Origin of the sequence: Citrobacter sp. Cf072 (genome assembly GCF_030334485.1) — a bacterium.
Classification (GTDB): domain Bacteria; phylum Pseudomonadota; class Gammaproteobacteria; order Enterobacterales; family Enterobacteriaceae; genus Citrobacter; species Citrobacter freundii.
On the sequence record NZ_JAOWDX010000015.1, the window covers coordinates 64246 to 77346 of the forward strand.

Annotated in this window: 17 protein-coding genes; 1 reads left to right on the forward strand and 16 read right to left on the reverse strand. The window is 56.5% G+C overall.

Annotation, left to right across the window (positions count from 1 at the left end):
- Positions 1–57 precede the first annotated feature (57 nt).
- Positions 58–387, forward strand: a complete 330-nt coding sequence (gene yjdP, locus OGX66_RS01185) for a DDRRRQL repeat protein YjdP (protein WP_003031807.1) — start codon at positions 58–60, stop codon at positions 385–387.
- Positions 388–588: 201 nt separating this feature from the next.
- Here the strand turns inward: yjdP and phnP are convergent, their stop codons facing one another.
- The 16 genes from phnP to OGX66_RS01265 all read right to left on the reverse strand — a co-directional run bounded on the left by phnP (position 589) and on the right by OGX66_RS01265 (position 12578).
- Positions 589–1347, reverse strand: a complete 759-nt coding sequence (gene phnP, locus OGX66_RS01190) for a phosphonate metabolism protein PhnP (RefSeq protein WP_088902831.1) — start codon at positions 1345–1347, stop codon at positions 589–591.
- 8 nt (positions 1348–1355) lie between these two features.
- Positions 1356–1790: an aminoalkylphosphonate N-acetyltransferase gene (gene phnO / locus OGX66_RS01195; protein WP_032948341.1), complete on the reverse strand. Its 435-nt coding sequence runs from the start codon at positions 1788–1790 to the stop codon at positions 1356–1358.
- Positions 1777–2331 (reverse strand): ribose 1,5-bisphosphokinase, encoded by a 555-nt coding sequence (gene phnN, locus OGX66_RS01200; protein WP_088902830.1) that lies wholly within the window; start codon positions 2329–2331, stop codon positions 1777–1779. Before phnN ends, phnO begins: the two co-directional genes overlap by 14 nt.
- A gap of 2 nt (positions 2332–2333) precedes the next feature.
- Positions 2334–3470: an alpha-D-ribose 1-methylphosphonate 5-triphosphate diphosphatase gene (gene phnM / locus OGX66_RS01205; protein WP_003031811.1), complete on the reverse strand. Its 1137-nt coding sequence runs from the start codon at positions 3468–3470 to the stop codon at positions 2334–2336.
- Complete coding sequence (gene phnL / locus OGX66_RS01210) at positions 3467–4147, reverse strand: phosphonate C-P lyase system protein PhnL (RefSeq protein ID WP_032938148.1); 681 nt, start codon at positions 4145–4147, stop codon at positions 3467–3469. The genes phnM and phnL overlap by 4 nt, the downstream gene beginning before the upstream one ends.
- Before the next feature lie 89 nt (positions 4148–4236).
- A complete protein-coding gene (phnK, locus tag OGX66_RS01215; protein ID WP_003844769.1) occupies positions 4237–4995 on the reverse strand; it encodes a phosphonate C-P lyase system protein PhnK in 759 nt (252 codons plus the stop codon).
- Positions 4992–5783, reverse strand: coding sequence for an alpha-D-ribose 1-methylphosphonate 5-phosphate C-P-lyase PhnJ (phnJ, locus tag OGX66_RS01220; protein ID WP_224774781.1), 792 nt, complete (start codon positions 5781–5783; stop codon positions 4992–4994). Before phnJ ends, phnK begins: the two co-directional genes overlap by 4 nt.
- 46 nt (positions 5784–5829) lie before the next feature.
- Complete coding sequence (locus tag OGX66_RS01225) at positions 5830–6897, reverse strand: carbon-phosphorus lyase complex subunit (protein ID WP_061549240.1); 1068 nt, start codon at positions 6895–6897, stop codon at positions 5830–5832.
- The gene (gene phnH / locus OGX66_RS01230) at positions 6897–7481 is read right to left on the reverse strand and encodes a phosphonate C-P lyase system protein PhnH (RefSeq protein ID WP_003841109.1); all 585 of its coding nucleotides are present in this window, start codon (positions 7479–7481) and stop codon (positions 6897–6899) included. The genes OGX66_RS01225 and phnH overlap by 1 nt, the downstream gene beginning before the upstream one ends.
- The gene (gene phnG, locus OGX66_RS01235; RefSeq protein WP_003031825.1) at positions 7478–7930 is read right to left on the reverse strand and encodes a phosphonate C-P lyase system protein PhnG; all 453 of its coding nucleotides are present in this window, start codon (positions 7928–7930) and stop codon (positions 7478–7480) included. The genes phnH and phnG overlap by 4 nt, the downstream gene beginning before the upstream one ends.
- On the reverse strand, positions 7931–8656 hold the full coding sequence (gene phnF / locus OGX66_RS01240; protein ID WP_044702161.1) for a phosphonate metabolism transcriptional regulator PhnF: 726 nt from the start codon (positions 8654–8656) through the stop codon (positions 7931–7933). It abuts the gene before it with no gap.
- Between the two features lie 20 nt (positions 8657–8676).
- Positions 8677–9456 (reverse strand): phosphonate ABC transporter, permease protein PhnE, encoded by a 780-nt coding sequence (gene phnE, locus OGX66_RS01245; RefSeq protein WP_003841119.1) that lies wholly within the window; start codon positions 9454–9456, stop codon positions 8677–8679.
- A gap of 104 nt (positions 9457–9560) precedes the next feature.
- Entirely contained in the window at positions 9561–10577 is a 1017-nt protein-coding gene (gene phnD / locus OGX66_RS01250) for a phosphonate ABC transporter substrate-binding protein (RefSeq protein ID WP_003031828.1), read from the reverse strand.
- A gap of 155 nt (positions 10578–10732) precedes the next feature.
- Positions 10733–11521, reverse strand: coding sequence for a phosphonate ABC transporter ATP-binding protein (phnC, locus tag OGX66_RS01255; RefSeq protein WP_003841124.1), 789 nt, complete (start codon positions 11519–11521; stop codon positions 10733–10735).
- Positions 11522–11653: 132 nt separating this feature from the next.
- Entirely contained in the window at positions 11654–12103 is a 450-nt protein-coding gene (yjdN, locus tag OGX66_RS01260; protein WP_106107969.1) for a VOC family metalloprotein YjdN, read from the reverse strand.
- A gap of 139 nt (positions 12104–12242) precedes the next feature.
- Positions 12243–12578, reverse strand: a complete 336-nt coding sequence (locus tag OGX66_RS01265) for a zinc ribbon domain-containing protein YjdM (protein ID WP_003031835.1) — start codon at positions 12576–12578, stop codon at positions 12243–12245.
- Between the last annotated feature and the right edge of the window lie 523 nt (positions 12579–13101).

A 13101-nucleotide genomic window follows, 5' to 3' on the forward strand; every position in this document is an offset into this window, starting at 1 on the left:
ACCCGCGCAAATACGCTTTGGTTACCGTGGGGCGAGTTTCTTGATGAGGCTGGTTTTATGCAACGCTCCGCGACATTCCTTCTTTTTAGTTTGCTGATGCTGACCACCGTATCGGCGCAGGCGGATATTATCGATGACGCCATTGGTAATATTCAGCAGGCGATAAACGACGCATACAAACCGGACAACGGGCGGGATTATGATGATTCCCGTGATGAAAGCTGGCAGCGCCAGATGAGTGACGACCGGCGCAGGCAATATGACAATCGCCGCCGCCAGTTTGAAGATCGACGTCGCCAACTGGATGACCGTCAGCGCCAGCTTGATCAAGAACGGCGTCAGTTAGAAGACGAAGAACGCAGAATGGAAGAAGATTACGATCGTTAACTGTAACTATCTAAATGTAAGAATATTTTATCCCCTGTAAGGGATTTCGCTGTCAGCTCAACATCTCGCCATTTTATGTTAATGCATGCACTTGAGCACAGTGCATGTATGCATTGCAATCTCTCTATGCTTATGGAAAAGTCGCCTGACTGTCGTCTTGTCGGCCGGATAAGATGTTTTCATCGCATCCGGCAAATTTCCTTACTCCAGCATAATCTCCATACCGTCATATCCTGCCTCAAACCCTGCGGGAAGCTGGTTTTCCATCATCCACAGGTCGAACTGATGGCTGATATGCGTCAGGATCACCCGTGGACAGCGGATAATGTCGTTCAACGCGATAACGGTATTTAAATCACAGTGATTGCGCGGTGGCTCGGTGCGCGGGGCATGGCTGCAGTCGATGATAATCACCCGGGGTTGGTTATTGTGGAGAAACTTCAGCGTCTTGTCGGGAAGTCCGGCGGTATCGGAGAGCCACGCCACGCGGCTATGTGCGGTCTCCAGCAGATAACCAAACGTCAGCTTTGAATGGTTGAGCGGTAGCGGCGTGACCTGCAATCCTTGCAGGTCAAACACTACGAATGGCGCGACGGTATGGCTAAAATCGAGGATGCCGGGATGCTTAAACAGATCGTCGCAACCCTCTTCATCCGACGGTCCGTACACCGGGATAGTCGCCCCCACGCCCCAGCGCAGCGGAAACAGCCCCTGCACGTGATCCATATGATAGTGGGTCAACAGAAACTGCTGGAAGCTGCCCGCTGGCCAGTCGTCCATCAGATGCGGGAGCCCCGCGTCCAGCAGTGTCACCGCATTGTTGAATTTGACCACCCCGCTACAAGGGCGTCGACGATATTGCGCCTGTAAGCGTGCTCGTTGGCAGGCCGCACAGTCGCAGCCAAATGTCGGCACCAGCTGTGCGCCGCCCGTTCCCGTTAGCGTAATGGTCAGACTCATGGCTCCCCCTACAGCGGTTTGGTGAAGCGAAAATGGCTCATGGTATAGCCTTCGCGCTGGTAAAAACGGTGTGCGTCAAGGCGTTGGGTGCTGGTGGAAAGCTCGGTGACTTCTGCGCCCGCTTCGCGTGCGGCGGCTTCGGCCCAAGCCAGTAGCTGGCTGCCAACCCTTAACCCTCGCGCCTGCGGCATCACCACCAGTTCCTGGATTTCGCCAATCCAGTTGGCGTGGTGCAAATGAAACTGCAGGTGTAGACCGATCAAGCCGACGACCTGTCCGTCGATCAGTGCCAGCTGGTAGTGCATATTGGCATCTTGCAGATTAGCGGCGTAACCAGTGCTAAAAGCCTGCAGGTCAAATTGACCCTGCTTCAACTCGCAGATGAGCGCGTAAACCGCATCGGTATCGTAGAGCGTGGCGCGGCGTAATTCACAGACAGACATGTTTCTTCTCCTTGCGTCCCATCAGTGCGAGCAGTGTATCGACAGACTGTAGCAAACTACCATCGTTATTCAGGATGTGGCAGTCATACGGGGCGTAGCGGGCTGCGCGTTCAAGACGGGCGGCGATTTCCGTTTCGCTCTCCCGCCCACGAGCCTGCAGGCGCTGGCGGAGAACTGCCGGAGAAACCTGTAAGCAAATGGGAAGCAAAGAAGCGCCATAACGGGCCTGCGCCTGGGGCAGATGCGCACGCGAGCCGTTGACCACCACATCAAAACCAGCGTGCAGCCAGAGGTCTATCTCCACGCCGACGCCGTAGTAGAAACCGTTGGCGTGCCAGCTCAGCGCCAGCAGATTCTGCCCGGCGCGGGTAAAAAACTCTGGTTCACTTAGCGCAATATGATTTTCATTCCCGGCGTTGGCGGCGCGGGTGATGTAGCGATGCGCCACCAGCAGTTGCGCCGGTTCCTGCTGGCGCAATTCTGCCAGCAGACTGTCCTTACCGGAGCCGGACGGCCCCATCAGCCAGATCAGTTTACCCATAGTCAGAATACCCTTTTGCCCTGACGCCAGACGTGGTCGATATGGATGTTGCCGCCTTTGCGATGCGCCAGCACCAGATCCGCGCGTTTACCTTCGGCAATAACGCCGCGATCGTCGAGATTTAAGGCCCGCGCCGGATTGCGGGTCACCAGACGAATAGCCTGCGACAGCGTAAAGCGGTTAGCGTCGTCATCCGCTACGCGAAATGCCGCATCGAGCAGGCTGGCGGGGTAGTAGTCGGAGGAGAGAATATCCAGCAGCCCCAGCTCAGCCAGCCTATGTGCCGCCACGTTGCCGGAGTGAGAACCGCCGCGCACGATGTTAGGTGCGCCCATCAGCACGTTCATGCCATGCTGGCGTGAGGCATCGGCGGCTTCGAAAGTTGTGGGAAATTCGGCGATCACGCTGCCAAGTTGATGCGATTCCAGCACATGATCGCAGGTGGCATCGTCATGGCTCGCCAGCGCAATCTGGCGCTCACGGCACATCTGGGCAATCGCCGTGCGGTTGGGCTGTGACCAACGCGCAGCCAGCGCTAACTGTTCTTCTTCATAACGGGCCATCTGCTCGTCGGTGAGCGAATACTTGCCCTGATAATACTCGCGGTACTTCTCACGATTGGCGAACTGACGCTGGCCGGGGGAATGATCCATCAGCGACACCAGCGTCACCGGCTCACGACCGACCAGTTTTTCAAACAGCGGCAGGGTAGTGTGATGCGGCAGCTCGCAGCGCAGGTGCAAGCGGTGCTCGGCGCGATTGACCCCACGCTTTTGCGTCTCTTCCACCGCGTTGATCATCTTCTCCAGATTTTCCAGACGGTCACCACCGTCGCGCACATCGCCAATCGCCACTGCGTCCAGCACGGTGGTAATGCCGCTGGCGACCATTAGCGCGTCGTGGCTGCTCATCGCCGAGTGGGCAGGCCAATCTACCTTCGGGCGCGGGGTAAAAAATTTGTCGAGATTATCGGTATGCAGCTCGATAAGCCCTGGCAGCAGCCAGCCGCCTTCGCCGTCCAGCGCCTCAGGTAGGCTGCTCGGACTTTCAGCAAAGGCGCGAATGACCCCGCCCTCGATTTCCAGCGATCCTTGCACCACGTCATCTTCCAGTACCAGCTTTACATTATTGATAATCATGCTGTTGTTCCCATCAGATGCAGACGATCCGCTACGCGGTCGCGCACGGTTTGATCGTGAAAAATACCGACAATTGCTGCGCCGCGGGCTTTTGCTTCTTCAATCAATGCGACGACGGCGGCGCTATTTTTGGCGTCCAGCGAGGCGGTGGGTTCATCGAGCAGCAGAATCGGGTAATCGACGATAAACCCGCGGGCGATGTTGACGCGCTGCTGTTCGCCACCGGAGAAGGTCGACGGTGCCAGGTGCCACAGCCGCTCCGGCACGTTCAGGCGGGTAAGTAGGTTAGCCGCTTTGGCTGCACACTCCTCATGGGAGACACCCAGATCCAGCAGCGGTTGCATCACCACATCCAGCGCGGAAATCCTCGGGATTACGCGCAGGAACTGGCTCACCCAGCCGATGGTTGAACGGCGAACTTCCAACACTTTGCGCGCCGGGGCCTGCACCAGATCGACCCACTCATCGCAGTGGCGAATGTGGATGTGTCCTTCATCCGGCAGATAGTTGGCGTACAGCGATCGCAGCAGCGTGGACTTGCCGCTACCCGAGTGACCGTGCAGCACCACGCATTCGCCGTTTTTCACTTCCAGCGTGGCGTTTTGCAGCACCGGCAGACGCACGCCGTTTTGCTGATGCAGGACAAAGGTTTTACTGACATTTTCAACGCGGATCATTTGAGCCTCATGGTTCTTATTGCCGGATGTTGCTGTGCTTATCCGGCCTACAAAAAGCGCCCCGTAAGCTGCCATCCGGCATCCGATGTTTAATTTTGCAAAACGGACGACACCAACAACTGGGTGTACGGATGGTGCGGGTCGTCGAGCACGCGGTCGGTTAATCCACTTTCCACCACCTGACCCTGCTTCATCACCAGCAAACGGTCTGCCAGCAGACGCGCCACACCCAAATCGTGGGTGACAATGACCACTGCAAGATCCAGTTCCACCACCAGGCCGCGCAGCAGGTCCAGCAGTTTGGCCTGTACCGAAACGTCCAGCCCGCCGGTGGGTTCGTCCATAAACACCAGTTTGGGATGGGTGACGAGGTTGCGGGCGATCTGCAGGCGCTGCTGCATACCGCCGGAAAAAGTGGTTGGCAGGTCGTCAATACGCGAGGCTGGGATCTCCACCTCCTCCAGCCAGCGCTGCGCGGTGGCGCGGATATCGCCGTAGTGACGCGCGCCAGTGGCCATCAGGCGTTCGCCGATATTGCCGCCTGCGGAGACCTGACGTCGCAGGCCATCCAGCGGATGCTGATGCACCACGCCCCATTCGGTGCGCAGCAGACGGCGACGGTCGGCCTCGTTCATGCCGTACAGCGAACGGTTCTGATACAAAATCTCACCGCTCTGCGGCGTCAGCCGTGAAGAGATCGATTTCAGCAGCGTGGTTTTGCCAGAACCGGACTCGCCGACGATACCCAGCACTTCGCCTGGCCACAGGTCAAAAGAGACATCGCTGAAGCCCTTGCCCGGCGCGTAGAGATGGGTCAGGTTGTTGACTGAAAGCAGCGGTTGCGTCATTTGCTGAGGGCCTCGCTCTGTTGGCGGCAGTAATCGGTGTCGGAGCAGACAAACATGCGTTTGCCGCTGTCATCGAGCACCACTTCATCGAGATAGCTGTGGGTTGAGCCGCAGATGGCACAAGGTTCATCCCAGCTCTGCACGGTAAACGGGTGATCGTCGAAATCGAGGCTTTCCACGCGAGTGTAAGGTGGAACGGCATAGATACGTTTTTCGCGGCCTGCGCCAAACAGTTGCAGGGCCGGCATCATGTCCATCTTCGGATTGTCGAATTTCGGGATGGGCGACGGGTCCATGACGTAGCGGTCGTTGACCTTCACCGGATAGGCGTAAGTGGTGGCGATATGACCAAAGCGGGCGATATCTTCATACAGTTTCACCTGCATGATGCCGTACTCTTCCAGCGCGTGCATGGTGCGAGTTTCCGTTTCACGCGGTTCGATAAAGCGTAGCGGCTCGGGGATCGGTACCTGGAAGATGATTATTTGATCTTCCACCAGCGGCGTCTCCGGGATGCGGTGGCGGGTCTGGATCAGCGTCGCATCTTCCGTACGCTCAGTGGTATTCACTCCGGTCACACGCTTGAAGAAATTACGAATCGATACGGCGTTAGTGGTGTCGTCCGCGCCCTGGTCAATCACTTTCAGCACGTCCGGCTCGCCAATCACGCTGGCGGTAAGTTGAATGCCGCCGGTTCCCCATCCGTATGGCATCGGCATTTCACGTCCGCCAAACGGTACCTGGTAACCGGGGATCGCTACCGCTTTCAGAATTGCGCGGCGGATCATGCGTTTGGTCTGCTCATCAAGATAGGCAAAGTTGTAGCCGGAGAGGTTAGTGGTCACGGGTGGCCTCCTGTTGCAGGCGTTTGAGCAGTTCCAGTTCGGCCTGGAAATCGACGTAATGGGGAAGTTTGAGGTGCGAAACAAAACCCGCCGCCTCGACGTTATCCGCATGCGCCAGCACGAACTCTTCATCCTGCGCCGGTCCTGTGACCGTTTCATCGTATTCGGCTGCCTGTAGGGCGCGGTCCACCAGCGCCATCGCCATCGCTTTACGTTCGCTCATACCGAACACCAGCCCGTAGCCGCGGGTAAAATGGGGGGATTCATTTTCTGGCGCGACAAAACCGTTGACCATTTCACATTCCGTCATCAGCAGTTCGCCGACGTTCACCGCAAATCCCAGCTCTTCCGGTACGGTTTCCAGTGCCACATAGCCGCTACGGATTTCGGCGGCAAACGGGTGGTTGCGCCCGTAGCCGCGCTGGGTGGAGTAGGCCAGCGCCAGCAAATATCCCTCGTCACCGCGCATCAACTGTTGCAGACGTGAAGCGCGTGAGCAGGGGTAAACCGGCGGCGTGCGGGTGATGTCGTCGGGTGTCGCGCCATCATCCTCTTCACGTTTTGCCAGGCCCTGGTTCGCCAGCAGGGAAAAGACGTGCGGGGAGGCATCTTGTTCGCTCTCAGCGGTGCGCAGCGGCGGCGCTTCACCGTTCGCCAGCAGGGTAAAATCCAGCAGGCGATGGGTATAGTCATAGGTTGGCCCCAACAGCTGCCCGCCGGGAATATCCTTGTAGACCGCGGAGATTCTGCGCTCAAGACGCATTTCTGCGCTGTTAACCGGTTCGCTGACAGCTACCTTTGCCAGCGTAGTGCGGTAGGCGCGGAGCAAAAAGATGGCCTCGACGTTATCGCCGCTGGCCTGTTTGAGCGCCAGTGCAGCCAGTTCGCGGTCAGCGATGCCACCTTCGGTCATCACCCGATCAACGGCCAGGTTCATCTGCTGTTCGATTTGCGCCACGCTCAGTTCAGCAATGGTCTCATCGCCCCGGCGTCGGTTTTCCTGCAGGGCGTGGGCGTTGGCTATCGCCTTTTCGCCCCCTTTGACGGCGACGTACATCAGCACACCTCCACATGGGTGGTTCGCGGAATAGCCAGCAGGCGTTCGCCACAGGTGAGGATCAGATCGACCCCCAGTGGGAACGGGTGCGGGCGTTCGGTGAGTTCGTGAATCAGGCATTCCGGGAGCTGTGGCGCGATCATGCGCTCTTCGGCGATGCCCGCGCCGGTCAGACGCAGCATGCGTCCACCGCTTAAGCCAGAGACCTGCACAATCAGCGTGGCGCTGGTTTCTGGTGCGACGGCTGAACCGGCGGAGAGGGCGTTAAGCTGTTCGCTGCTGATACGTTCGTCGGCGACGGCAAAGGCCGCCAACTGTGGTTGATCCACCAGCGGCGCGTTGGTGTGAAAACGCAGGTTCTGCCGGGCGATATCGTTATCCACCGACGGCGCCAGCCAGACCGGCGTGTCGCCATCGACCAGGGTCAGCAGCACGCTGGTGGTCGCCAGACCCAGCGGCTGCCAGCCGTGTTTCAGCTGATGCAGGGCGACGATTACGCCCGGTTCGCTCATGGCTTTCAGCAGGCGACGAAAGCTCTGCTGAGCATCCTGAACGGGTAAATTAAATGCGGTCTGTAAGGTCATGCGTTATCTCCGCGTACCAGCGTGAAGAAGTCGACCCGGCTGGCGTTGACTTCGGCACAGCGTGCGTTAATCAACGCATCGCGTTCCGCTTCCAGCGGGGCAATTAAGGTTTCCATTAGGTTCTGGAAATGCGTTTGTTCCTGCAGTAGCGCGTCAATCACCGCGCACTGCTCGGCATGTTGTTTGTTGCGTCCCAGCAGGTAGCTGTAACCCAGCGTGCCGCTCTTCAGGCGTACCACTGCGCGGGTAAGCGTGGTGTCACCGGCAAAGAAGCGGTTACCGGTACCGCCCATACGGGCCTGGATCTGCATCAGTCCGCTTTCCGGTGCGCGGATAAGTTCATAGTCCGGCGTCAGTTTGAGCGCGTTGATACGGGCGTTCAGGGCATCGGCATTGCTGTAAGCCAGGGCGCGCATCCAGCGCTGGCGGGTGGCGGTATCGAAATGCATTCAGTGCTCCATAGTGAATTCGATCATGTCGGCGCGGGTCAGGCTGACGGAGTATTCCGCCGCGTGTTCTTCGCCTTCACGGTGGTTCAGGGTGCGCACGCACAGCAGCGGCGCCATATTGGGGATTTCCAGCACCTTGCTCTCTTTGGCCTGCGCGCGGCGGGCGCTGATGCGCGTTTGCGTGCGCAGCAGCGTCAGACCGGATTGTTGACGCAGATAGTCGTGCAGTGAACCGCTGTTGAAGCCTTGCAGCAGCGGCCACAGCGTGAGGTCGGAAAAATAGTGGTCGATCTGGCACAGTGCGATCCCGTTAACCCGGCGCAGGGTGCGCAGGTGAATCACGTTATCGCCCTCGTTTATGCTGAGCGCATCGGCAATGTGGCTGGAGGCCGGACGCAGCACCGCCAGCAGTTTTTCGCTGGTGGGGTGGCTGCCCTGGTCCAGCAGGTTCTGACTAAAGCGTGCCTGGGCATTAAGCGGGTAATCGAACGGGCGCATCAGCACCAGCACGCCGACTCCCTGGCGACGCTGAACCCAACCGCGTTCAACCAACTGGTCAATGGCGCGGCGCAGAGTGTGACGGTTTACGTCAAAGCGCGCGGCAAGCTGATGCTCGGCGGGCAGATAGTCACCGCAGCGATAATGTTGACGTAGCTCCTGCTCAAGTCTCGCGGCAATTTCCTGATAACGCGTTGGATAACTGGTCGGATGTGTAGACAAGTGCATAGCAATCAATGCCTCGCTAATCAGATAAAGTGCTTACGCAAACGCTGGGAAAGGAAATCCAGCAGGCTGACGGTGACGATGATTAACACCATCAGGGCGCAGGTTTGCTGGAACTGAAAGCCGCGAATCGCTTCCCATAAGGTCACGCCAATACCGCCTGCGCCCACCATGCCGACTACCGTGGCCGAGCGAACATTGGATTCAAAGCGATACAGTGAGTAGGAGATAAGCAGCGGCATGACCTGTGGCAGAACGCCGTACAGAATCTCTTCAATTTTGTTGGCTCCGGTGGCGCGAATACCTTCTACCGGACCCGGCTCAATGGCTTCTACCGCTTCGGAAAGCAGCTTGGAGAGTACCCCTGTGGTGTGGATAAACAGTGCCATCACCCCGGCGAATGGCCCTAACCCGACGGCGACCACGAACAGCATCGCGAAGACCATTTCATTGATGGCGCGGCAGGCGTCCATAAGGCGGCGCATCGGCTGGTAAATCCACCACGGCACCAGGTTATCGGCGCACATCAGGCCGAAGGGAATCGATAGCACCACGGCGAGGGCAGTCCCCCAGACGGCGATTTGCAGGGTGACGGCCATTTCACCGAGATAGTCTTGCCACTGGCTGAAGTCCGGTGGGAAGAAGTCGGCGGCGAAGGTTGCCATATTGCCGGAATCTTCGATCAGCGTGAGCGGAGCCATTTCGGCACCTTTCCACGAGACCACCAGTACGGCGAGCAGAATGGCCCAGCTCAGCAGCGAGAACCAGCTACGTTTGGGCGGGGCGACGGTGATGGTTTGCATGTTTAGCTCCGTGCATAGGTTATTGCCGGATGGCGGCGCAGGCGTCTTATCCGGCCTACAAAACACCGTAGGCCCGGTAAGCGAAGCGCCACCGGGCACCAGGGTTACTGCACCGCTTTGGTGACGCTGGTCATAGCGCCCAGTGCGGCGGTCAGACGGTCAAGGTCATCGAGCTGCGCTTTCAACGCCGAGGTTTTGCTGGTTTTCTCTTCCTCGTTCAGCCCTTTGTTGTCCTTCACACCCTGCATCTCTTTAAACAGTGCCAGCTGGCGAATCGGCACCAGTTGCAGATCGCTGGAGGCGCGGAACGGTGCCCATCCAAGGCGTTCCAGTACGGTTTTCTGTTCCGGCGTTTTGCCGTAATTCATAAAGAAGTCGTACACCTTGTCCTTGGTGGTTTCGGAGAGGTTTTTACGCCAGACGATCGGATCGCCCGGGATCAGCGGTGACTTCCAGATCACCTTCAGCTCTTTCAGCTTTTCCGGCGCGGAAGTTTTCAGCTTGTCGAGGTTTTCGGTGTTGTTGGTGGCGACATCGACCTGCTTGTTGGCGACGGCCAGGGCGTTGGTTTCGTGTCCGGCGTTAACGGTGCGTTTGAAATCGCTCGCGGAGATGTTGTTTTTGGCAAAGACGTAGTAGCCGGGAACAAGGAAGCCTGACGTTGAGTTGGGATCGCCGTTGCCGAAGGTCAGATCCTTACGTTTGGCGATCAGATCGTTCAGGTTATTGATCGGACTGTCTTTGTTAACGATCAACACACTCCAGTAACCCGGGGATCCGTCGGCGGCGACGGTCTGGGCAAACACTTGCCCGTTAGCGCGATCCACCGCTTCCATTGCCGAGAGGTTGCCGTACCAGGCGATATCCACTTTGTTAAAGCGCATGCCCTGGATGATCCCGGCGTAGTCCGGGGCGAAGAAGGCGTTCACTTTCACGCCCAGTGATTTTTCCATGTCCTTCAGGAACGGTTCCCACTGCGGCTTCAGGTTTTGCTGTGACTCGGTCGAAATAATGCCAAAGTTCAGCGCTTTTTCTTGCTCTTCGGCATGCGCCGGGCTTAACAAGGTACTGACGCTAAACATGCTGGTGAAAGCCAGCGCGGCAACTGTCTTATAGCTCATGTCGTTTCCTTAATTAGTCATTGTTCCAGGCTATTTCACTTGCCAGCCTGAATCCGGGCAGTGCTCAAAATCCTCACGTACTGCGTGTACGCTCCGGTTTTTCCGCGCTGGCCGTCTCCAGCCTGGCTGCGCCAATAACGCCTGGTTTTTTAGAACTATGCAGCCTGCGCGTTCTGTTCGACGCGGTTCATGCTGCGGTAAAGATGGTCAAAACGATCGTTATCAAAATGCTGGCTGCTGCCATCAAAGAAGACGTTGCCCTGGCGCAGCGCGACGATGCGTTCGCAGTAGCGCAGGGCGTAATCCACCTGATGCAGCGTGACGACCACGGTGATTCCGTCGGTCTGGTTGATGTCGCGTAGGGTGTCCATCACGATGCGTGCGGATTCCGGGTCCAGTGAGGCAATCGGCTCATCGGCAAGGATCACTTTGGCCTGCTGCATCAGCGCGCGGGCGATTGCGACGCGCTGCTGTTGTCCGCCCGAAAGCGTGGAAACACGCTGGTATGCAAAATGCGCCATGCCCACGCGGGTCAGCGCCTGTAATGCACGCTGTTTCTGCTCAGCGGTAAACCAGCTAAAACAGGTGCGCCAGAACGGCGTGCTGCCGAGCGCGCCAATCAGGACGTTCTCCAGCACTGTCAGGCGGTTCACCAGATTGAACTGCTGGAAGATGTAGCCGGTGTGGGCGCGGCTTTTGCGGATATCGCGCGCCAGGCGGCCTTCATGTTGAACGGTGCGGCCCAGCAGCTCGACGCGGCTACCGGGTGATTTATCACCGACGATCAAGCCGCTTAAATGACGTAAAAGGGTGGATTTGCCGGAGCCGGACGGCCCAAGCAGAGCCACCATCTCACCGGAACAGATGTTCAGATCAACCGCATTGAGCGCCTGATGTTGATTGAAGGACTTGGAGAGTTTTTCGACGCGAATAATCGTTTGCATGCTGCGGCCTCCCTAAAAAAGTGGCCCCATCGTGGCGGATCAATGTGACGTTTTCGTTAAGGGATAGTTACTCGATGATGAAGAGTTGAGCGCTATTTGATGACAGTACGGGAGGGCTGGCCTCCCGTTGGATTACTCTGTAGGGGGGTGCTGTTGTTTGACGACGTTGATCATCCACGGCACGCCATACTGGTCGCTCACTTTACCGAAACCGTGGGCCCAGAAGGTTTCCTGCCAGTCCATTTCGATTTTTCCGTTTGCTGCCAGGTTATCAAACCAGCGTTTGCCTTCATCGACGTTTTGCGTGTCGAGCACTAGCGTAAAGCCAGAGTAGTGAGCATTTCCGTCCGGGGCGCTATCGCTCATCATGATGTCGCTGCCCGCAACGCGCAGGTTGGCGTGGGCAATGGCGGTATCGGGGAATTTCATGCCTGAAGGGCAACCATCTTCACTATCCTGCGCCGATTTGGGCATTTCACCGAAGTTGATTTTGTAGAGCAGTTCAGCGCCTAACGTTTTTTGATAGTAGGCGATAGCGTCAGCGCAGTTGCCTGCAAAGGAGATATAGGGACTTAACGGCATAATCTTTACCTCAGGTAAAAGAAACCAGTTAAGTGTAGTTATCGTCTGCATAAATAAACCAGGCGGGAAGTATGAGCTTCCCGCCTGGCAGATGAGCTGGTGTAGACCTGATGAGCGTAGTGCCATCAGGCAATTTGCATCAGTTCTTTTTCACAAACTCAGATTTCAGCTTCATTGGGCCAAAGCCATCGATTTTGCAATCGATGTTGTGGTCACCTTCAACCAGGCGAATGTTTTTCACTTTGGTACCGATCTTCAGCATGGAAGAGCTACCTTTTACCTTCAGGTCTTTCACGACGGTAACGCTGTCGCCGTCGGCCAGCAGGTTGCCGTTGGCATCTTTAACGATCAGTTCGTCGCTGTCCTGTGCCGGTTCAGCATCGTTCCATTCGTGCGCGCATTCCGGGCAGATGAACATGCCGTTATCTTCGTAAGTGTATTCGGAGTTGCATTGTGGGCAGTGTGGTAATGACATGTGGATTTCCTCAAAAGTCAGCAGGGGCAAATGCGCCCAAAAAATGGCAGATTGCCGAAAAAGGCCGCAATTATACATAAAATCCCTGCTTTTGTCGGGACTACTGCGTGATTACGCAAATGATCTGCTGTAAAGACCCTTTGCTTTTACCTCAATGAAAGTATGGGGTAATATTTTTTAAGGGAAATTGCTACGTCAGGTTATTTAAGATAAGGTGAGGCGAAATATCTGATATTCATAGGTAACATCGCCTGCGGATGTCTAAGTCATTGTGATTGAATATCTCAATCCCCCTTAATTTTAGTAGGGGGATTAAGCTGGCATTTTTTAAAACTGAACTACGCTGTTTATCTTTCTTACTTATTACATAAGTGAGAGGTTTCAGGCCAGCGGTTGTACGCCAAACTTATTTTAATAATATCAATTGGTTGTTTTGATTTTAATTATTTCCACACGTAATTATAAAAGCCAAAAAATCTATAAATAAAACGATTGGGCTAAATAAAAGCAATGCTATTTGCGT